Origin of the sequence: Limosilactobacillus vaginalis (assembly GCF_025311515.1) — a bacterium.
GTDB lineage: Bacteria > Bacillota > Bacilli > Lactobacillales > Lactobacillaceae > Limosilactobacillus > Limosilactobacillus vaginalis.
On sequence record NZ_CP104399.1, the window covers coordinates 1,219,830 to 1,240,086 of the forward strand.

A 20,257-nucleotide genomic window follows, 5' to 3' on the forward strand; every position below is an offset into this window, starting at 1 on the left:
GTACTTCTACTAATTTAAAGTATAGGCTTTGAAAGCGTTTCAGTCAAACGATCAAAGTAATCATTATATAAAAAATGCAATATATAATCAAACTACATTGACAATTATAGATGTAAAATTATATACTATAATCTGTCTGAAACGGTAGCTCAACTGGATAGAGCATCGGTCTTCTAAACCGAGGGTTGAGGGTTCAAGTCCCTCTCGTTTCATTAAATAGTACGTTAGAAGTCTGTTATATCAGGCTTCTTTTTTATTCTGTGTGCAGGTAGTGTGCAGAGTAAAAAATATTTTCAATATATGATTAATTTATCAATCTATTAGCTATCATTTCAATTAATTAAGCGTTAAATAAATAATCTTCTCACAAATATGCATCTTTCAATAATTTAATAATAATCTCTCGATAACCCAAAAAATACAAAATCAGTCATAATTAGACCTTTTATATTAAATCTTTTAAAATTGATAATATTTTAAACATTTAATAAAGATTAGGTCAGTTTATTAATTATTAATTGCAAAATAATGAAAAAGTCTAATAATAAAAAACAGAGAATGCTTTTTGAGGTGATTTATCATGTTACCATTCTTTGTTATTATAATAATTTTAATTGGTTCAGTTGTTGGTCAAATTATGTTTGGTAACAAAGCCGATAATGATGATCAAGCAGCTGGCAAACATGTTGCTTCTCGTAACAGTTATAATAGTCGAAAAGCATGATCGTTTTCGATTCAACAAATAAGGGACTGGCGTTTTGGCCAGTCCCTTTTTTTGCTATTAACGGGTTTAATCTTTTACCCAATGAGCTCGTTGTTGCTCAATTAATTCTTTATACTTAGTAGTAATTTCTTCGCTACTAAATCCTAAATCAACCATTCCCCATTTTATTAGGAGATGCCAAGCATGTCGAAAACTTTCTTGACGATGATTGTAGTAAGCATCATTAAGGAAGTGTTTAATTGCTAAGTACTGCTTATTAAGATCGGCAAGTTTTGTTGTTGGTTTAGTTCGTTTAATTAAATCCCATTGTTTTTGGTCCATAACAATCAAATGTGTCCACTGCTGCTTAGCACTGAATAGCAACAATAATTCAAGTGATTTCAAGTAGTGCTCAAAGGCTTTTGGGGCATCTTCCGTCGGCTGGTCAAGAACATTAAACCAACCATTGCTATTGGCAAGCTTTGCTAATTCTACATCCAACGCAACAAAGATCGTTTGCTTCCGTGCTTCTGGACCGATCGTCAGCTCCTTTGCCTCGTCCACATCGAGTTCCAAATCGATTACTTGATGAAGTAATGTTGTCCAATTAATCATTTTGCTCATCATCCTCAAGAACTGGCTCATCAGTTATTGTCTCACCCTGTTCAACTTGCTCATCATCGGCAAACATTAACGGATCCGACTTAACTGCTAATTCATCACGATTACTTAAGTACCAATCACGAATCAACTGGTAATGAAGCAATAAATCGAAAAACGAAACCTGGGCGTCAGGATCTTGAACAGAGAAGAACCATTGTTGACTATAGTCATCAGGATCAAACGAAAGATCAAGGTTAACCTGACGTTCAAGCCGCAATTCAGCACCATTATTCTTTGGCAAATTAAATAGCATGTAATCAGTTTCAGCCGTAGCAACAAACAACCGATCGATTACAGTTAATGATAGTTCAGGCTGCGCTAAATCATAGTGCTGTTGGTTACTTGTACCGAGGATCCCCCGATCAATTACAAAGTTCAAATCGTCGTGAAGTGCCTGAGCGAAAAGTAACAACGGTTTAATTGCCGAACGCAAGTCAAGATCAGAATACTTTTTCAACCCATTAATAATAAAGTAGTTTACAAGTGCCTTATTATTAAACCGCAGCATTTGATGCTTGAGGTTTAAAGAAAAAATTGGTTCATTATCATTGACATCCGTAAAAGCAGCATTTCCTTCCGCATCCTTAATAAAATGAAAGAGAACCTTTTCACCTAATGCAGAAATTGTTGCGTAAAAACGGTGACTCGTTGGATCTTCAGTAATTTTGAATTCCGCATTAGAGTGCATTTCTAGCAATCGTCCCATTAACAGCAAATAATAATCAGCAACCTGATAGTGCTGAGGAAACTTAACAAACGCATCCTCTAAATCTAGATTTACTAAATCATTTGTTGCGGTGAGGAGATCATGAGCGTCATCTGTTTGAGCTAGTTTAGTTAAAAGTTTAACGTAATGTTGACCAATTTCTAGACCGTGATCAAAAGAATGGGCCAAGGCATTTAACTGTTCAGATGGTTGATTCAACATTTGTTTATTGTTCATCATCTGTCACCTGCTTTTCTTGGTCATCAGATAAGCTCTTAATGTAGTTAGCATATAAATTGCGATTGGCTAACTCAAAGTCTTCAAAGGAACCAAACGTGTCTAAAATACTCTTTTGCTCATAGCTCAAAATCGTATTTTCTTTTGAAAGCGACAAAACTACCTGCTCATTATCCTTGATTGTTTGAGCAGCTGTTCGTGATTCTTCCTCTTCATCTTCTAATTTTTGAAGAGCATCAATCAGACTTTGTCGACTTTCCTTATTCTTAGTACTTTCCCAAATTCCTGAACGTGAGCTAACATCCTTTAGTTGTTCTTGTAACTCTGTCCGCTGCTCTTCACGTTCACGCTGATGATCGATTAAGTCTTGTAGCCGATCGTTCTCAGCAGAAATCTTATCAATTTTATCACTATTGTACCGCTTATTATCACGGGACAATTCAAATGTCTTCTTCAACTTATCATATTCATCATCATTAAATAGGAAGCGAACATTGAGAACGTCCAATTCACCAAATTCACGGCGATCCCACCAATTACCAAAATAGATCCGGTAATGGCCAGTCTCGTATTCCTCATAATAAAAGAATGGGTATTTCTTTCCTAAATAATCAATTAATTTAATGCTTAAGAAGTTGCTTAAGTAATTAGTAATATCATCAACTAAGCTCATTACGCTTTGGTTATTGGGTTGTTGTTCCCGATGTTCAATCTCCTTAGCATAACGTTGATTATCCAATAACTGATAAATTTTTTTATCATGGTGATCTTTTACTGCTTCATCAACCTGGCGTAGGAAGGAAACCTTTTCAGCGATTCGCTGATTAATAATTCCGCTTACGTCATGAGCAGCCTGTTCGTGTCCTGAAATTGCCATTATGCACCGCTCCTCACTTTAATAACTAGTTTTTATCTTAATCGACTTGCTGTAAGATTTAAAGAACTTCATAAATTATTGAAGAGTTTCTTTACATTTACCCACCGATCGTTGAATTTAAAATAAAATAGGTTATAATTATTGTATAGATATAACACATTTGTGTACTATCTATGTTGTTGAAGCGTTTCGGAAAGAGGCGAAGTTAGATGGCACTTAGTAAGCAAGAACGTAAGGAAATGGCACGTAAAGCCATGGAAAAGCGTAGCAACAAGAAGCCAGATGGTTCTGGTTTTGCAAAGATTGATGCTGACGCCAAGAAGCTGAGCGATTAACTTTTTTTGAAGCAATTCACTCTTTATTCAAGAGGCTTACTCCAGAGCCTCTTGAATTCTTTTAAACTATAGAAAAGATCCTAAAACGGCCCATGGTACTTGAGTAACATCAAATACTATGAGTCGTTTTTTGAATTAAATATTACTGACGTGCCTGATTAACGTATTGCTCTAAGCGATCCATTCCCTCTTTAATTTGGTCCATACTAGTTGCATAGCTAAACCGTAAGTAGCCATTGCCACCCTTGCCAAAGTAAGAACCTGCTGTAACCGCAACCCGCGCATTCTTAACAAGATCATAAACAAGCTTAGTATCATCTTGCTCTAAGAAGTCAGGAATTTTAGCAAAAATATAGAATGCTCCCATCGGTCGGCTGCAATCAAACCCCATTGCTGCCAACCGTTTCTTCATATAATCACGCCGTTGAATATATTTTTCGTCCATTTTCTTAGTTGCCGCCGTACCACCCTTTAAGGCCGCTTCAGCAGCATCCTGAGTAAAGGTTGCAACGTCCGTCATTACAAACGAGTGAACCTTAAAAATTTCATTAGTAATTGCTTCTGGTGCACAAAGGTAACCAATCCGCCAACCAGTCATTGCGTATGATTTGGAAAGACCATTTGTTAAAATTGTCTGCTCAGGTAACGCCCGCGCCATCGAAGCATACCCGCCATCATAAATTAGTTCACTATAAATCTCATCACTAATTGCAAAAATTGGTTTACCCTTAATTAATTTAGCAAGAGCATCCATTTCTTCTTGAGTATAAGCTATTCCGGTTGGGTTTGATGGATTAACGAAAACAACCCCTTTAACTCGGTCACCATACTTATCCAAATAGGACTTCAATAATTCGGGAGTTAATTTAAAATCCGTCTTTGAGGTATCAACCTCAACAGCGGTCCCGCCAGCAATCACCGCATCAGGACTATAGATCGAAAAAGTTGGTGTTGGAACTAAAATTACATCACCGGGATTAGTGATTGCAGTAATTGCTGAATAGACTCCCTCAGTTACCCCGTTAGTAATTAAAATCTCGGTTTGGGGATTATAATGCAAATCATAGTTTTGAGCTAAGAAATTTGCAACCGCTTTTAGAAGGCCTGCAGTCCCTCGTTGCGGTGCATAGTGAGTTCGATTATTCTTAATGCTCTTAATTGCTGCATCTTTAATATATTCTGGCGTTTTAAAATCTGGTTCGCCAATTGTAAATTTAATCACATTGTCAAATTGTGAGGCATAATTACTAAATTCAAAAATTTTTAGCTTAGGAACATCATTTAATGATTTCCGCATGTATTGCTTCATCTCAACCATCTTTAACAACCTCGTTTTTAAATTTTATCGTCATTTACTAGGTTACGTCTTTTGTTCAGTAATGGTCAAGTTTCTTAGTTAAGTTTTAAAAATAAAATAGAAGAAGCTATAGTATAGTCTCTCTTAGACCCTACTCATAGTTTCTTCTATCATTTATATTTTAAGATTAAGCTTGAAGTGCCTTGATCATCCGGTCAAGCAATTCAATATCTGTATCACGAGAATAGATATCCATAATCTCATAAATTTGTGGAGCAGAAGTTGAACCAGTAAATGCTAAATTAAGTGGGAAGTACAAACCACGTCCCTTAACACCAGTAGCTTTACCGACTTCCTTAATTGCTTGACTGTAGTCATCCGCACCGTTTTCAAGTTTTTCTTTCAATCCAGTTAAGACAGCTAAAACATCATCATTATTGAAGTCTTCATTGTCCTTAATTAGATCGTAATTGAAATTTTCATCAAGAACGTTGTAGTAGGACCAAACATATTCAATCACTTCGAGCAACTTATTAACATCACGTTGATGAACATGGATTGTCTTCATAATCAAGTTCTTTAACTGTTCTTCTGGGATTGATTGAAGGCGCTTAGCTTCTTCAGTCTCGCCTTCCTTAACCAATTCCATAGTCCGGTCAGTCAATTCCTCAACAGACATACTCTTAATGTATTGGGCATTCATCCAATCAAGTTTCTTTTGGTCAAAGTAAGCTGGTGCCTTAGACATCCGCTTAGGATCATAAACCTTGATCAATTCGTCCTTGGAGTAGATTTCGCGTTCGCCAACTGGTGACCAACCCAAGAATGCAATGAAGTTAAAGATTGCTTCATGAAGGTAACCGTGCTTCTTGTATTCGCTAATGAATTGCAAAGTATCCTTGTCACGCTTACTCAACTTCTTCCGTGTCTTTGGGTTAAAGATCAATGGAATATGGCAGAAAGTTGGGTGTTCCCAGCCTAATGCTTCATAAATTGCAATTTGCTTTGGTGTGTTTGAAATATGATCAGCACCACGTAATACGTGAGTAATGTCCATCGTGTGATCATCAACAACAACCGCGAAATTGTAAGTAGGCATTCCGTCACTCTTTTCAATGATGAAATCTCCACCAAGATTATCAGAATTGAATGAAACGTGTCCCCGAGCAATATCATTCCATTCGTATTCGTGGTCCTTAGGTAAGTGGAAACGAATAGTTGGCTTTAAGCCCTTTGCTTCGGCAGCCTTTTGTTCTTCTTTACTCTTGCCATACCAACGGCCATCATAATGAGGTGCTTCATTGTTAGCGCGTTGCCGTTCACGCATTTCAGCAAGCTCTTCTTCAGTTGAGTAGTCTTTGTAGGCTAAACCCTTATCAAGAAGTTCTTGAATGTATTTATGGTAAATTCCCTTCTTGTTCCGTTCACTTTGACGGTATGGGGCATACTTTGGATTAGGCTTGTTAGGACCTTCATCCCAATCAATTCCTAACCAATGCAAGTTTTCCCGTTGACTTTCTTCTCCGTCTTTAACGTTTCGCTTGGTATCAGTATCTTCAATCCGTAATACCATTGTGCCGTTAAAGTGACGAGCAAATAAATAATTAAAAAGGGCTGACTGCGCATTACCAATGTGTAAGAAACCTGTTGGACTAGGTGCGTAGCGAACTCTGACCTTCTTGTCATCCATGTTTGCGATTCTCCTTTATATCTGTTTCACGAACGAATTCGTGACTGCAACATGTTTAATTGTATCGGAATGTTGCCATTTGTCAATTTCATTCAAGCACAGATAATGAGGGACCGCAAGCACTATCACTCAGTCCCTCATTATTTGCTATTTTATTATGGCGCGAAACTATTAATACTGTTCCATGTAGCGTTGCCGTTCCCAATCAGAAACATGAGCACGGTAAGCGTCATATTCACGGGTCTTAGCCTCTTCAAAGCTTTGGTATAGGTGTTCACCCATTGAGCCCTTAATCACTTCATCATCAGCTAAGTCCTTTAATGCACTGTGTAAGGTATCAGGTAAGTTAACAATTCCCTTGCTCTTCCGTTCCTTAACAGTCATGTCATAGATATTTTCATCAACATTGTGAACCGGTGGCAAGTTGTTCCGCAGGCCATCAAGTCCCGCTTCAAGAACTGCAGCAATTGCTAAGTATGGGTTAGCTGCAGGATCAGCTGACCGCAATTCAAGCCGTGTTCCCATTCCCCGGTCATTTGGAATCCGGACTAATGGTGAACGATTAGAGGTTGACCAAGCAACATAAACCGGTGCTTCATAACCTGGAACTAACCGCTTATAAGAGTTAACAATTGGGTTGACAATTGCGGTATAACTCCGTGCGTGCTTCATCAAGCCGCCTAAGAAATGGTAAGCAGTTTCTGATAATTGGTCCTTATCGTTTTCGTCATAGAATGCATTCTTGCCATCTTGAGTAAAGAGTGACATGTTAAGGTGCATTCCTGAGCCATTAATTCCAGACAATGGTTTTGGCATAAACGTTGCGTGTAAGCCGTACTTCTTGGCAATTGTCTTAACAACCAGCTTGAATGTTTGAATATTATCAGCCGCTTCAAGTGCATTAGAGTACTTGAAATCAACTTCATGCTGACCAGGAGCAACTTCATGGTGCGCTGCTTCAACATCAAAGCCCATCTTTTCTAATGCCAGGACAATATCACGCCGGCAATCTTCACCAATATCTGCTGGTTCCATATCAAAGTAATTTTCAGAATCGTTAACCTTAGTAGTTGGGTTACCGTTATCATCCGTCTTAAAAAGGAAGAATTCTGGTTCAGGGCCAATATTGAATGACTTGAAGCCCATCTTTTGCATTTCTTTTACAACTCGTTTGAGGTTGTTCCGTGGATCACCTGAGAATGGCGTACCATCTGTCATGTGAACACTGCAAATCACCCGAGCAACCTTTCCGTGATCAGCTCCCCAAGGGAAGACTAACCAAGTTGACATATCAGGGTAAAGGTACATGTCACTTTCCTCAATCCGCACAAAACCATCGATTGAAGAACCATCAAACATGATTTTATTATCCATTAACTTATCAAGTTGGCTAACCGGTAAGTCAACACTCTTAATTGTTCCTAACAAATCAGTGAACATCACCCGTAAGAAGCGAATATCCTCATCTTTAACCATTTGACGTATTTCATCTTTGGTATATAAATGTCTAGCCATAAATTCATTCCCTTTCTTGAAGACACCTTGACCAAGTCACTTAATAAAAGAAAGTAAATAATAATTTTGCTGGCCAGTTTCAATTTAAAATTTAGACTAGACCAATCTAAATTAAATAACTTGTTTTCATTAAGCAACCCTGTTTCCTTAGTACTGCTTAAGGATACCAATTGAAAATCATTAAGTCAATTTACTGAAAACGTTTTAACCTGATTATAACCAAATCAGCACAAAAACTTTAATTTTTTAACCATGAAGAAATAAATTGTTTAATTTCGTTAGTATTATTTTGACCGCTTACCAGATCAAACCAGTGAACATCCATCTTATTTCTAAACCAAGTCAGTTGCCGTTTAGCATAATGACGTGAATCTTGTTTAATTTTATTAACAGCATCATCAAGAGAACACTTACCAGCAAAGTAAGGAAATAACTCATGATAGCCAATTCCCTTCCCAGCTGGTAATTCAATTCCGCCCTTATCATATAACCATTTAGCTTCATCAATTAATCCAGATTTCATCATCAGGTCAACCCGGTGATTAATACGGTCATACAATACTGGCCGAGCTGTGGTAAGACCAATCAGTAGGAAATCATCCATTGATTGTGCCTGATGCTGTTGAGAGAATAGCCGACCACTGGTTTCGATTACTTCCAGTGCGCGAATCACCCTCCGTGAATTATTTTCAGGGATTGCCATTGCTGCCTGGCGGTCCTTCTTTTCCAGTTGTTGCCAGAGGTAATGAGCACCATTTGCTTCTAAAATTTTTTGCCAATGTTGGCGGATTATTGCCGAACGATCATTATCCTGGTGACCACCTAATGAAAGGTTATTCGTTAATGACTGCAAATAAAATCCGGTTCCGCCAACGATTAGTGGTAACCGTTTAGCGTTACTGATCTTTTCAATCCAGGAATTGGCTTCCTGTTTAAACTTAGCAACTGAATATTGCTGTTCAACATCACAAATATCAATCAGGTGATGAGGAATTCCTGCCATTTCTTCAGTCGTTACCTTAGCTGTACCAATATCCAAGTGCTTATACACTTGCATTGAATCACCTGATATTACTTCACCATTAAGGGCGGTTGCTATTTCGATTGATAGGGCAGTTTTACCTACCGCTGTAGGGCCAACAATTGCCACAACTTTAGACATTTTTTATCTCCTTAATATAAATTTTGATCCTTCTGACTGGTAAAAAGGCGCTAAGTCTTGCATAATAGAGGTAACATAGTAACAAGAGGAGGCTATATTATGAAAAACTTTGCTAAGGGTGTCTTAATTGGAACTTTCGGTACTCTCGCCGCAATTGCTAGCGGAGTATTCACCTTCCACAAGACCGTTGTTAAACCAATTGAAGATCAAGAAGAAAAATTTGATGAAAACCGGAAAGCTGCCACTCGAAAAAGTCGTTCAGCTCACCAAGCTTAATCAATTCTATTATAAAAAAGAGGCCGGAAAAAACGAAACGTTTTTTCCGGCCTTTCTCTGTAACTAATAGTTTCCGAACTTAGCGAGCCTAACTCCGAAAACATTAATCTTGAGTTTCTTCTTAGTACTTAGACTTCTTGGTCTTCCCTTTCCAACCATTATAGCCACCCTTAAGGATGTATAGTTGGTGGTAACCATGTTTAGCAAGAAATGCAGCAGCTTGGGTGCTAATTGCAATTCCTTGATCATACATATATACAGGAAGATCAGGACGCAATTCACCATATTGTTGTTTCAGGTAAATATATGGCAAATTCCGTGCCCCTAAGATATGGCCCTTTTTAAAGTCATTGGGCTGCCGAAGGTCGATTACTTGCGCTTTACGCATCCCCTCATGAAAGGCATCTTGATCCAAGACCGTTGCATACTTCTTTCGACGGTAGTATTGGAAAAGCCAAGTAAGACCCCAAGCAATCAAAAGGACAATAATAACAATATTAAAGGTTAACAAACCATTACTAACTCCAAGAATCACGTTAACGCTCCTCATCTTTTACATGAATTGCCGAGCCAAAGAAGCAGCACCGATAACCCCGGCATCATTACCAAGTTCAGCCAACTTTAATTGAGTTGATGTCCGAACAGTTGGGAAAGCAAACTTCTTGAAGTTCTCATTAACCCGCTTCAAAAGGAAGTCACCAGCAGCTGAAACCCCACCACCAATAACAAGGTATTCAGGGTTAAGTGCATTACTTAAGTTAGCAGCAGCTAATCCCAAGTAAAATGCAACTTCATCAACAACTGTGTTTGCTAAATAATCGTTTTGCTTAGCTAAATCAAAGACAATCTTAGCAGTAATTTCGTCACCATTATCAATCATTGCCTTCAGACGACTGTCACCTTCGTATTCTTCAGCCTTATCTTGAGCAATGTGAACAATCCCCGTAGCGGAAGCGTATTGTTCAAGGCAACCACGATTACCACAAGTACAAAGGTAACCATTAGGCTTTACGATCATATGACCAACTTCACCACCGGCACCAACCATACCATGAACTAACTTACCGTTGGAGATTAATCCACCACCAACACCAGTACCAAGAGTAATAAAGGCAACATCATCACCTTCATTACCAGCACCCTTCCAGCGTTCACCAAGGGCAGCAACGTTGGCGTCGTTATCAAGGGAGAACTTCATGCCGGTTCCCTCTTCAATTTGTTCCTTAACCTTTTGAGTAGTCTTCCAGTTAAGGTTATAGGCACCGACAACAGTTCCCTTATCACGGTCAATTGTCCCTGGGGTTCCCATTCCGATACCAACAAATTGATCACGATCCATCTTGTACAAGTCAAGGTGGTGGTTGATTGAATCAATAATATCAGGAACAATATGCGAACCTTCATCTAAAATATTAGTCCGCAAAGACCACTTTTGTTGAATTTCACCATTTTCAGTTAAGATCGCAAACTTAATAGTAGTTCCACCAAGATCAACACCAATTAATTTTTTAGCCATTTTTTCATTTCCTTTCTTATAACAGCTTAAATAGCTGTTCCATTTTTTTCACGTAGTTCTTCTTCACGATGTTCTTTCCGAAGAACGATTTTTGCCTTCATGTAGGTCGCGTTATCAACAACCCCAGCTTGATATAAGTGATCTAGCTCGATCGCAATTAACTCAATATCATATAACCGTTTACCAACATAAACATAAACATTAAATTCTTTTAGTAACTGTTGAACATCATATAGGGTTCGATATTCTCGCGGTCGTGTCACCTTAAATCACCTGCCAATTGCAATTATCATAGCAATAATACCAAAGAACAATACGAGACTGCCAATCATCCGTTTATAAAGACGAACATGCCCAACAAACGGTGCACCAACAACATACGATATTAGGAATCCACCGAGAAGACCACCAATATGGCCAGCAAGATCCACTCCAGGAAGGAAGAAATCCATCACGATATTAATTCCTACTAAAATCAAAAATTGTCGGCTTAAATCCTGAATCAATTCGTTATCGTGAAATGATTCCCCCAACATTAAGAATGCACCAAACAAGCCGAAAAGTGCCGTACTCGCACCAGCTGAAATTGTGTTAGGCAAGAAATAGGCACTTGCCAGGTTACCGGTAAAGGCACTCACTAAATAAATCACTAGCATTCGCCAATGACTAAATAATTCTTCGATATACATTCCCAAGAAATAAAGGGTAATACTATTAATAATTAGGTGGGCAATTCCGATATGGAGAAATACCGGTGTTATCAACCGCCACCACTGACCTTCATGGATCAATGACGTAACCCGTGCACCACACTCTATTAGAACACTAAAATTCGTTGAACCACCTAATAGTGTCATTATGATAAACGCAACTATTTGAATAATCAAGAGGACAACGGTTACTGGTGCTCTTCGCCAAATTTGATCCCTCATTAATCAGTCTCCGGTAAAGAAAGCACTTTATTAACGTGTCTATCGTATTGGTCGCTTTGCCACTCATTTTCATTTGCCAGCTGGGTAGTAAAGGATAGTGAGACCGTATCACCATTATATTTGTCTAAGTAACGATCATAGTAACCCCCGCCAAAACCAATCCGACGACCAGATAGAGTAAATACAACCCCAGGGACAATCATCAGATCAATCTCATCGGGTTGGTACACTCGACCATCTTTCGGCTCTAAGATACCAAAAGTTGTTTCCACAAATTCGGTATCTTCATTTAACGCCACAAACTCCATTTGACGATCTGGCAAGGTTCGCGGGACAACAATTTGACGGTTTTCATGACGAGCATGAAGTATGATTGGAGAAGTATCCAATTCTAAGGACTGACTTAATGTTGTTGCGATAACCTTAGCATTCATCCACTCAGGTTGGTCAAATAGCAATGAAGTTAATCTTTTTTCTTCATGTAAACGCGTATTAAGATCAAGTTGTTGCAGTCGTGCGATATATGCTTGACGCAACTCCTTCTTTGAATACGTCATTATCCTACAATCTCTCCTTTTAAACGTTTTCAATCTATAATTATCACAGCTCATGACTATTTATGCAAGCGTTTTTTCACTAAGTAATAAAAAAGGCACCTAAAAAGGTGCTTTTTTTATTACTTAGTTTCACGGTGTAAAGTAACCTTACGTTCCCGAGGGCAGTACTTGTTTAATTCAAGACGGTCGGGATTGTGACGACGGTTCTTACTAGTTAAGTAAGTCCGTTCGTGGCATGATGTGCATTCAAGGATAATGTTGACACGCATTGTCATGACCTCCTATTTTTTATTATTTAACGTGGTTATTAACCCTAACTCGTACAACTATATCATTAATTAACTAGTTTGACCAGTCTTTTGTGATAATTGTTAAGGAAAAATACTTGACAGATAATCTAGTAGCTAGTCATTGCTGGTACTCTTAGAATCCTGAACCATCTTCCAGTAAGCACTGAATATTTGCTTAGCCATGTTCAAGTTAGCACCACCATTTTCATTAGTTACCCCTGGAATTGCAAGAGCAACAACAACTTGCGGGTTCTTTGATGGCGAGTAACCAGCAAAACTAATTGTTGAAGTCTGATGACCATTAGTAACAGTTTCAGCAGTCCCCGTTTTCCCTGAGATTGATGGTTTAGCAGTTCCCAAGGACTTGGCAGTTACATAAGAACTTGTTCCGTGAGTAACCAGATATAGCCCCTGACGTACTAGATCAAAGTCTTCCTTTGAAGCAGGAATTGTAAACTGAACTTGTGGTTGGGTTGTGTATTCAACTCTTCCCAACTTACCATTAGACTTACTGCCACGGATCTCTTTAACTACATACGGCCGCATCCGGTTTCCACCGTTAGCAATCGTTGACATATATTGAGCCAACTGAATAACAGTATAACCATCATAGTTACCATAAGATAAGTCAAGTGCTGATCCAATATGCATCTGAGTAGATGGCCCATTATAACCAGCCGTTTCTCCGGGAAGATCAATCCCAGTCTTTTGCCCCAAACCAAACATGTTAAAGTACTGACGTTCCTTAGCAAAGATGCTTGGCTTCAATGTTAACTGAGCACCTGATTTATAATTCATTCCACCCTCCTTCATGATTAACTGCATCATGTAAGAGTTTGATGAAACTTCCAGTGCCATTGGAGCACTTAAAGCCATGTTGGCAGAACCGGTTTTGTTAAACCATGAACTCTTCGATGAAGTTCCTGCAACCTTAATCGGCTGATCGGTTAAGGTATTATTGGTTGGTGTAATAACACCACTCATTAAACCACCCATGATAGTGGCACCCTTAACAACGGACCCCATTGTAATTGGGTGGTTAATCGCACCAATTTCATCGACAGTTTGCTTACCGGTCTTAATATTCCGGTCGATTCCAGCCATAGCATAAATTGCCCCGGTATGTGGATTCATAACTACCGCATAAACACCCGATGAATATGAGATTCCTGCAGAAGAATAATTCTGTTTCAAAATTTCCTGAACACGCTTTTGGAACTTAGAATTAATCGTTAAGACAAGGTTATCCCCCTTCTTACCAGGATACTTAACTACCTCATCAGTTACCTTATTTCCACTAGTAGTTACCTGTGTTTGTGACTTAGAACCAGCTAAAGTTCCCTGGAACATCTTTTCCAAGTAACTTTGACCAACACTATCACTTCTGGAATAACCCTGAGAAAGCAAACTATTAATCTGGTCACTCGGCAACCCAGTTGTTGAAACAGTCCCAGTTAGTGATTGAAAATCCTTCCCTTGTGGATAGTTTCTTGTCCAAGCCGTTCCAATTTTGACACCAGGCATTTGGTTTAGGTGCTCACCAACTTCGGCAAGCTCTTTACTAGTAACTCCGGATTTTTTGATGTAAGTTGTTGATAGTGAATATGCCCCGGTCATCGCAGCATATATCCGGGCATTGCTCTTTTCGTGATCTGACAACCGCAATTCATTCGGATAACTCTTTAAATACTTTAGTGCAGCATTATATTGGTCGTCATCACTAGCATCTTTAGAGAGGTTTAGCTTTTTAGTAATCCGCTTAAGATTATCCTTATTTGCTAAGTAGTAATCTTCTTCATTCCGGACTGTTAACCGCGTATCACTGTTACTTACGGTAATGTATTTTCCTAAGCGATTGGCAATCTGATAAAGCTGAGCCGTCGTTACGTCAGAACTCTTAGTATAGGTAATTGCTTGGTGAGTCTGGTTACCAACTATTACCTTACCGCGACTATCGTAAATCATTCCCCGTTGAACATTATTTGTTTGAATCGTAGTATCCGATCGTTTAACCTCTGCCTTATAGGATGACCCGTTAAGGACTTGCAAGTAAAACAAACGACCAGCAAGCATTAATAGCAAAATTCCGACAATCCAAAGCAACAAGTTCAACCGTGAGGGGATTATAGATTGAGCATTCTTATGTTTTCCTTTGTTTGAACTAAAATAGTTCGTAATTCGATCAAAAAACTTCACAGTATTAAACTTCTCCTTTTACCGTGATGAATTCTATTGTAGCAAATTTTACTTCATTTGACAGTTAAAGCTGACTTACCAAAATGAAATCATACACTTTATTGATACAAAAATGAATACGTAAATCGGCAAATCACGGAAACTTAACAGAACCTTCATATTCATTGGGGATTAATTCGGTATATAATGACAAGGATATTTTATTTAGGAGGACATTTTGTGCAATTTCGTTCTCAATTTAAAAAACAGCATATTTTATTAATCAGTTTTCTCCTTCCCGTAATTATAATGGGGAGCTATTTTGCCTATCGCTCAATGGCGCCTTTTGGGCAAAACAGTTTGCTAACCGTCGACCTTGGGCAGCAATATATTGATTTTTTCTCGTACTTTCGACGAACCTTGCTGCATCACCCAAGTGAGTTTATCTATTCATTTAGCAAGGGGCTCGGTGGAGAGATGTGGGGGACAAACGCTTACTATCTTTGGAGCCCTTTAAACCTAATTCTCATTTTCTTCCCGGCCGCCCATCTTTCTAGTGGCGTCTTGGTGTTAACCCTATTAAAGTATGGTCTCTCCGGTCTTGCATTTGCTTGGCTGCTAACAAAGACTAAACTGCAAACCGGAATTCGTATTCTTGCATTTAGTACCGCCTATGCTCTCAATGGTTGGATCGTTGCTAATCAGCTAAACTTACTCTGGCTTGATGCAATGATCATTTTACCGCTAGTTGTCTGGGGACTTCACCAGGTTATTTTTGCCCGTAAATTTGCTTGTTATATTTGCTGGCTTACCGTGATGATGCTCGATAACTACTATATGGCTTGGATGATCTGCATCTTTACAATTCTTCTTTTTATCTGGCAGCTTCCATTAATTAATAATTGGCGGGAGCGGTTGTGGGCTTTTAGTCGTTACATAATTGCTTCATTAATCGCTACAGGCATCAGTTGCATTGTCTTATTGCCAACCATCTATACCCTCCTTCAAAGCAAGGGAACTTATACTAACAACCATATTCGAAACCGCTTCGAATATAATCCGCTAAAACTGCTTGCTAAGCTTGTTCCCGGATCATTTAATTTCAATCAAATGCCTAGTGGTCAAGCAAATATTTATGTGGGAATGCTAATGATGTTTGGCTTGGGATTATACGTTTTAAACCACCATATCAACTTGCGTCAGCGAATTCTCGCTCTGCTCATTACGATCTTTTTCATTCTTTCATTCTGTTATGAACCGCTTGATCTTCTTTGGCATATCGGCCAATTTCCTGTATGGTACCCTTCACGATTTTCATTTATCTTTTGTTTTTGGACGATTCTTCTTGCTGCTACTTGTCTGCAAAAAGATTTTCAACCAGAAAAATGGCAACTTGCAACCTTACTGATAATCACGTTAGCAATTTTTGCATATGTTGAAACCCTAACTGTTTCTTATATTAATAACAGTCAGAAATTGATCGGACTGGGTATCGCGATTATCAGTATTATCTTTTTGGCGATCCCTCACGCGGCTTCCCCCAACCTAAACAACCTTTTACTAGTGCTGATCACGGTTTGTGATGTTTCAACCAGCACCTATACTGCCCTCAACCAAATATCATACGTTAGTCAAACCGAATTTGGGCAATATACCACGGCACTTAATAACGCTACTACAAAAATCAAAAATAGTGATCATGGCTTTTATCGGATTGCTAAAACCTTCATGCGAACTAAAGATGACCCAATGCAAAGCGGCTTTAACGGTGGTGACCACTTCGGCTCAACGATTGTTCCTAGTCTTCCAACGTTTATGGGAGCAATTGGACAACCGGCCGGCGATGGTTTCGTATCATACGATAATGGCACTCAAGTAACGGATTCGTTATTAGGTTTCCGCTATACAATGGCGGTTATTGATCCAAATCGTTCAACGCCATTTCTCCCCTTATCAGGGTATCGTCCTGATTGGAATACTCAGGTTCCTGTAGCGGTAACTAATAATATTGGAATACGAAAGAACAAGGATACCTTACCAATTGCGTTTGGTGCTAATTCACGAATTCTCAGCTTAAGTCATGATACTTATGACCCTGTGGCTTATCAGTCTGAAATTTTCCAAGACTTAGCTAACTCTCCACAACCACTATTTGAAATTCAGAACTTTAACCAAGTCGATTTTCAAAACGTTCAAAGCGCAAAACAAATTACCGGAACCGTTTTTCAAAAAGAGCAAAAATCTGCCGGAGCGACCGTCAAATTAGAATTCACCCCTAACAGTAATGATTCATACTATTTAACCGTTGGGCCGAATGTTAAGGATGATGCGTCAATCACGGTAAATAACCGGCACTTTAGCCAATATCAAACTTATCGGGATACAATCGTTATGAACGTTGCCCATCACCAAAAAGGGCAAAAAGTTGTAATTACCTTCCATTTGAAACACGCGGAATTATGGATGCAAAATGTGAGTCTATATCGCCTTAACCAGCAAGCATTTAATCACGATCTCAAAACGTTGCAACGATCGCCATTAAAGCTCAGTCATGCTAGTGCAACAACCCTTAAAGGAAAAGTTAATATTAAAAAGGATCAAGGAGTACTGATGACAACGATTCCTTATGATCGCGGCTGGCATGCTAAAATTGATGGTCATCCGGTAAAATGTCAAAAAGCTATTAGTACATTCCTAGCACTGAAGATTAAACCAGGAACCCATCAGGTAACCCTTCATTACCGACCACCATACTTAATTACCGGAATGATTATTAGTGCGCTAAGCTTATTAGCAGCATTTTTCTTGATTAAATTTAACGTTCGCCATCAATAAAAGAAAAAAGCAGAGACGTAAATCAGAGGCTAAATTAACCTCTGTAATCGTTTCTGCTTTTTCTTCACCTTAAATTATTTATTTCCATTGTGCAGAAGCACCAGTCGAAGCATCAGCCTTACTATCCGCATGATCATCAGAATCTTTATCTAACCCAGCAACATCAGGCGTTGAGTCACCGTCTTCATGCTTGAAATGAAAAACTGGGCCATCAGACTTTTTATCATAATCAACAGTCATTATTAATCCCTTGAAAAACCATTCATCAAGGTTATCAATATGATAATTAACGTTTCCCTTTTTTACTTCCAGGATTGGTGAAACCGGAACATCCTCACGCGTAAAACCCTGTGAAAATCCGTGGTGAACTTCTGTTGAGCCATAAATCTTTCCGTAGAATTTTACTCCACCACCATTTTCCAAGCCTAGGTTAGTTCTAAACCAATTATCTGCAGCATCGGTTATAATCATCTTCATTAACTTCACATCCCTTCGATTACTATACTTTATGATAGCACTTTCATTAGGGAGAAAGATATGATTTTCGGTTAATAAAGCTAAAACTTAATAGATTAGACAATTGATCATAAAAGGTCCAAACTCCACTTGCGGAATTTGGACCTTTAATCATACTGAGATTAGTTTGATTATTCTACACTCAAAATTTTAACCTTCATCGTACCATTAGGGATTTCAATCTCGACTTCTTCGCCGACCTTGTGTCCAAGGAGACCCTTTGCCATTGGTGACTCATTAGAAATCTTACCGTTAAATGGATCAGATTCTGATTCCCCAACGATTTGGTAACTTTCAGGTTCTTCATCGGGAAGTTCCTTGATCGTTACTTTTCGTCCCATTGATACTTCATCTTTGTCAACATCATCATTATCAATGATTTCAGCATATTGAAGCATATTTTCAATTTGTGAAATTCGTCCTTCAACAAAGGCTTGTTCATCCTTTGCTGACTCATATTCAGAGTTTTCAGAAAGGTCACCATAGCTTCGCGCAATTTTAATTCGCTTGATAACTTCTGGACGACGCTTCATTTTAAGGTCTTCAAGTTCTTGTTCAAGTTTTTGTTTTCCTTCCAGCGTCATTGGAAAAGTTTTTTCTTCAGCCATTTAATTACACACTCCTATCTTATATCCATTGGTAAATTACCATTTGTTTAGATAAATGTAAATAATTATTCTAAAAATATTTTTAGGTGGATTATAAAATGAAGTTAGCCACCCAGTTGGTGGTAAATAAAAAACGCCATTCGGCGTGACATCAGGTATCATATTAAGTGAACCAAACCTATATGAAAGGATGTCCGTCAAATGACGCACTTAAATGATACCATGTCTACTAGTTTATTGACTACTCATAAAAAGAATGCTCATCTTACTAAAGAAGAACGTGTGATGATTGCGACTTTAAAGTCGCAAGGACTTTCCAATCGCGCAATTGGTCGCCAATTAGGAGTTAATCATCAAACAATTAATAACGAGCTCAACCGTGGTACGGTCCGCCAACTTCGTCGTCAAAAATCTAATGGTAAGATTTACGAATATTCTTACTACATCTATAGTTATGAAGCTGGTCAGGACACATATCTTGAACATCACCGCCATTCTGGTCGTCGTCGCTTATATTATTCTTCAAAGCAATTTTTACGATTAGCTGATCAGCTAATGCTTGGTGAGTTTGACGACCACCATTACTCCCCACAAGCGGTTATTTATAAGGCTCGAGATTTAATGAATGATGGCACCCTGATCCCAAAGTCGGTTGTAACTTTATATCAATGGATTAATGAGGGTGTGCTTCGTACGTCCAATTTAGACCTCTTTGAAAAACCTAAACGTAAGCATCATCGAACTCATCCGCGAGTTAAAAGGTGCTTAGGGCCTAATATTGCTCAACGACCTCAAACTGCGGACCAACGGTCCGAAATTGGCCATTGGGAACTGGATACAGTTCAGGGACAGAAAAACGGTAATGACAGTGTTGTACTAGTAATGACTGATCGCCTTTCACGAGTTAATATCACGAGTAAAATTGCTGGTAAAACTGCGCATGCAGTAAATCAGTTCTTTATAAATTTGCGCCAGAAAATGGGCACAGATGCTTACTATCGCATCTTTAAGACAATCACCTCTGACAACGGTTCAGAATTTAGTGAGTTAACACAAGTTCACGATCATGTTTTCTATGCTGATCCGTATTCCCCTTGGGAACGTGGATCCAATGAGATCAATAACCTGTTTCTCCGCAAGGAGATTACCAAAGGTGAAGCTATAAATAACTATAGTAGTGCTCAGATCATAGCGACTAATGATTGGATGAATCACTATCCACGAGCTATGTTTAATGGACATTCGTCAATGGATATCTATCGTAAGGCCTTCTACCAAGAGATATCACAGCTCCATCAACCAATAATCAATTGGTCAGTATTATTTATTTGAGTCCAGTGGCTAACTTATTCTTGAAATTTAGGAAA

General features: G+C 38.6%; 21 protein-coding genes and 1 tRNA gene. 6 read left to right on the top strand and 16 right to left on the bottom strand.

The annotated features are described in order from the left end of the window. The first annotated feature begins 138 nt into the window (after positions 1–138). Positions 139–212, top strand: a tRNA-Arg gene (locus N4627_RS06100). 368 nt (positions 213–580) lie between these two features. Further along, complete coding sequence (locus N4627_RS06105; RefSeq protein WP_003717317.1) at positions 581–724, top strand: hypothetical protein; 144 nt, start codon at positions 581–583, stop codon at positions 722–724. Between the two features lie 66 nt (positions 725–790). Here N4627_RS06105 and N4627_RS06110 read toward each other — a convergent pair whose 3' ends face one another. From N4627_RS06110 to N4627_RS06120, 3 genes are read right to left on the bottom strand one after another with little or no spacing between them, the layout of a single operon-like run. After that, positions 791–1,318 (bottom strand): hypothetical protein, encoded by a 528-nt coding sequence (locus N4627_RS06110; protein ID WP_098045027.1) that lies wholly within the window; start codon positions 1,316–1,318, stop codon positions 791–793. Beyond that, a complete protein-coding gene (locus N4627_RS06115; protein WP_269291067.1) occupies positions 1,311–2,309 on the bottom strand; it encodes a hypothetical protein in 999 nt (332 codons plus the stop codon). The genes N4627_RS06110 and N4627_RS06115 overlap by 8 nt, the downstream gene beginning before the upstream one ends. Further along, positions 2,299–3,186 (bottom strand): exonuclease SbcC, encoded by an 888-nt coding sequence (locus N4627_RS06120; protein ID WP_098045028.1) that lies wholly within the window; start codon positions 3,184–3,186, stop codon positions 2,299–2,301. The genes N4627_RS06115 and N4627_RS06120 overlap by 11 nt, the downstream gene beginning before the upstream one ends. A gap of 209 nt (positions 3,187–3,395) precedes the next feature. Between N4627_RS06120 and N4627_RS06125 the strand changes: the two genes are divergently transcribed. Continuing rightward, the gene (locus N4627_RS06125; RefSeq protein ID WP_003717313.1) at positions 3,396–3,521 is read left to right on the top strand and encodes a hypothetical protein; all 126 of its coding nucleotides are present in this window, start codon (positions 3,396–3,398) and stop codon (positions 3,519–3,521) included. Between the two features lie 142 nt (positions 3,522–3,663). Here N4627_RS06125 and N4627_RS06130 read toward each other — a convergent pair whose 3' ends face one another. The 4 genes from N4627_RS06130 to miaA form a co-directional block, all read right to left on the bottom strand. Then, positions 3,664–4,839 carry a pyridoxal phosphate-dependent aminotransferase gene (locus N4627_RS06130; RefSeq protein WP_260964288.1) on the bottom strand — a complete coding sequence of 392 codons (1,176 nt, stop codon included), beginning with the start codon at positions 4,837–4,839 and terminating at the stop codon, positions 3,664–3,666. A 166-nt stretch (positions 4,840–5,005) separates the two neighbouring features. Continuing rightward, entirely contained in the window at positions 5,006–6,508 is a 1,503-nt protein-coding gene (gene gltX, locus N4627_RS06135; RefSeq protein WP_098045030.1) for a glutamate--tRNA ligase, read from the bottom strand. A gap of 171 nt (positions 6,509–6,679) precedes the next feature. Beyond that, positions 6,680–8,023, bottom strand: a complete 1,344-nt coding sequence (glnA, locus tag N4627_RS06140; protein ID WP_003717310.1) for a type I glutamate--ammonia ligase — start codon at positions 8,021–8,023, stop codon at positions 6,680–6,682. Positions 8,024–8,261: 238 nt separating this feature from the next. Then, positions 8,262–9,185 carry a tRNA (adenosine(37)-N6)-dimethylallyltransferase MiaA gene (gene miaA, locus N4627_RS06145; protein ID WP_003717309.1) on the bottom strand — a complete coding sequence of 308 codons (924 nt, stop codon included), beginning with the start codon at positions 9,183–9,185 and terminating at the stop codon, positions 8,262–8,264. Between the two features lie 99 nt (positions 9,186–9,284). Between miaA and N4627_RS06150 the strand changes: the two genes are divergently transcribed. Then, positions 9,285–9,461 carry a DUF3042 family protein gene (locus N4627_RS06150; RefSeq protein ID WP_003717308.1) on the top strand — a complete coding sequence of 59 codons (177 nt, stop codon included), beginning with the start codon at positions 9,285–9,287 and terminating at the stop codon, positions 9,459–9,461. A 121-nt stretch (positions 9,462–9,582) separates the two neighbouring features. Here N4627_RS06150 and N4627_RS06155 read toward each other — a convergent pair whose 3' ends face one another. The 7 genes from N4627_RS06155 to N4627_RS06185 form a co-directional block, all read right to left on the bottom strand. Then, entirely contained in the window at positions 9,583–10,011 is a 429-nt protein-coding gene (locus tag N4627_RS06155; protein WP_003717307.1) for a rhodanese-like domain-containing protein, read from the bottom strand. A gap of 3 nt (positions 10,012–10,014) precedes the next feature. After that, a complete protein-coding gene (locus tag N4627_RS06160; RefSeq protein ID WP_003717306.1) occupies positions 10,015–10,977 on the bottom strand; it encodes an ROK family glucokinase in 963 nt (320 codons plus the stop codon). Between the two features lie 26 nt (positions 10,978–11,003). Beyond that, positions 11,004–11,240, bottom strand: a complete 237-nt coding sequence (locus tag N4627_RS06165; protein WP_003717305.1) for a YqgQ family protein — start codon at positions 11,238–11,240, stop codon at positions 11,004–11,006. 6 nt (positions 11,241–11,246) lie between these two features. After that, on the bottom strand, positions 11,247–11,909 hold the full coding sequence (locus N4627_RS06170) for a rhomboid family intramembrane serine protease (RefSeq protein ID WP_003717304.1): 663 nt from the start codon (positions 11,907–11,909) through the stop codon (positions 11,247–11,249). Continuing rightward, complete coding sequence (locus tag N4627_RS06175) at positions 11,909–12,466, bottom strand: 5-formyltetrahydrofolate cyclo-ligase (RefSeq protein WP_124031894.1); 558 nt, start codon at positions 12,464–12,466, stop codon at positions 11,909–11,911. The genes N4627_RS06170 and N4627_RS06175 overlap by 1 nt, the downstream gene beginning before the upstream one ends. Positions 12,467–12,585: 119 nt before the next feature. Then, the gene (gene rpmG / locus N4627_RS06180; protein ID WP_003717302.1) at positions 12,586–12,735 is read right to left on the bottom strand and encodes a 50S ribosomal protein L33; all 150 of its coding nucleotides are present in this window, start codon (positions 12,733–12,735) and stop codon (positions 12,586–12,588) included. A 135-nt stretch (positions 12,736–12,870) separates the two neighbouring features. Further along, entirely contained in the window at positions 12,871–14,952 is a 2,082-nt protein-coding gene (locus tag N4627_RS06185) for a peptidoglycan D,D-transpeptidase FtsI family protein (RefSeq protein ID WP_260964298.1), read from the bottom strand. A 186-nt stretch (positions 14,953–15,138) separates the two neighbouring features. On the opposite strand from N4627_RS06185, the gene N4627_RS06190 reads away from it, so the two are divergent. Beyond that, on the top strand, positions 15,139–17,766 hold the full coding sequence (locus tag N4627_RS06190; protein ID WP_003717300.1) for a YfhO family protein: 2,628 nt from the start codon (positions 15,139–15,141) through the stop codon (positions 17,764–17,766). 78 nt (positions 17,767–17,844) lie between these two features. On the opposite strand, the gene N4627_RS06195 is transcribed toward N4627_RS06190, so the two are convergent. Together N4627_RS06195 and greA are read right to left on the bottom strand one after the other, a co-directional pair. Then, positions 17,845–18,243: a HesB/YadR/YfhF family protein gene (locus N4627_RS06195; RefSeq protein ID WP_260964301.1), complete on the bottom strand. Its 399-nt coding sequence runs from the start codon at positions 18,241–18,243 to the stop codon at positions 17,845–17,847. A gap of 170 nt (positions 18,244–18,413) precedes the next feature. Beyond that, entirely contained in the window at positions 18,414–18,890 is a 477-nt protein-coding gene (gene greA / locus N4627_RS06200; protein ID WP_003717298.1) for a transcription elongation factor GreA, read from the bottom strand. Between the two features lie 201 nt (positions 18,891–19,091). Between greA and N4627_RS06205 the strand changes: the two genes are divergently transcribed. Continuing rightward, positions 19,092–20,222 (top strand): IS30 family transposase, encoded by a 1,131-nt coding sequence (locus N4627_RS06205; RefSeq protein WP_260964303.1) that lies wholly within the window; start codon positions 19,092–19,094, stop codon positions 20,220–20,222. Positions 20,223–20,257: the final 35 nt, after the last annotated feature.

Coding starts and splice junctions, on each gene's coding strand:
- rpmG (WP_003717302.1), bottom strand. CDS start 12,735: ATGCGTGTCAACATTATCCTTGAATGCACATCATGCCACGAACGGACT.
- gltX (WP_098045030.1), bottom strand. CDS start 6,508: ATGGATGACAAGAAGGTCAGAGTTCGCTACGCACCTAGTCCAACAGGT.
- N4627_RS06125 (WP_003717313.1), top strand. CDS start 3,396: ATGGCACTTAGTAAGCAAGAACGTAAGGAAATGGCACGTAAAGCCATG.
- N4627_RS06175 (WP_124031894.1), bottom strand. CDS start 12,466: ATGACGTATTCAAAGAAGGAGTTGCGTCAAGCATATATCGCACGACTG.
- N4627_RS06110 (WP_098045027.1), bottom strand. CDS start 1,318: ATGATTAATTGGACAACATTACTTCATCAAGTAATCGATTTGGAACTC.
- N4627_RS06170 (WP_003717304.1), bottom strand. CDS start 11,909: ATGAGGGATCAAATTTGGCGAAGAGCACCAGTAACCGTTGTCCTCTTG.
- N4627_RS06120 (WP_098045028.1), bottom strand. CDS start 3,186: ATGGCAATTTCAGGACACGAACAGGCTGCTCATGACGTAAGCGGAATT.
- glnA (WP_003717310.1), bottom strand. CDS start 8,023: ATGGCTAGACATTTATATACCAAAGATGAAATACGTCAAATGGTTAAA.
- N4627_RS06205 (WP_260964303.1), top strand. CDS start 19,092: ATGACGCACTTAAATGATACCATGTCTACTAGTTTATTGACTACTCAT.
- N4627_RS06190 (WP_003717300.1), top strand. CDS start 15,139: ATGACAAGGATATTTTATTTAGGAGGACATTTTGTGCAATTTCGTTCT.
- greA (WP_003717298.1), bottom strand. CDS start 18,890: ATGGCTGAAGAAAAAACTTTTCCAATGACGCTGGAAGGAAAACAAAAA.
- N4627_RS06160 (WP_003717306.1), bottom strand. CDS start 10,977: ATGGCTAAAAAATTAATTGGTGTTGATCTTGGTGGAACTACTATTAAG.
- N4627_RS06105 (WP_003717317.1), top strand. CDS start 581: ATGTTACCATTCTTTGTTATTATAATAATTTTAATTGGTTCAGTTGTT.
- N4627_RS06130 (WP_260964288.1), bottom strand. CDS start 4,839: ATGGTTGAGATGAAGCAATACATGCGGAAATCATTAAATGATGTTCCT.
- N4627_RS06115 (WP_269291067.1), bottom strand. CDS start 2,309: ATGAACAATAAACAAATGTTGAATCAACCATCTGAACAGTTAAATGCC.
- miaA (WP_003717309.1), bottom strand. CDS start 9,185: ATGTCTAAAGTTGTGGCAATTGTTGGCCCTACAGCGGTAGGTAAAACT.
- N4627_RS06150 (WP_003717308.1), top strand. CDS start 9,285: ATGAAAAACTTTGCTAAGGGTGTCTTAATTGGAACTTTCGGTACTCTC.
- N4627_RS06155 (WP_003717307.1), bottom strand. CDS start 10,011: ATGAGGAGCGTTAACGTGATTCTTGGAGTTAGTAATGGTTTGTTAACC.
- N4627_RS06195 (WP_260964301.1), bottom strand. CDS start 18,243: ATGAAGATGATTATAACCGATGCTGCAGATAATTGGTTTAGAACTAAC.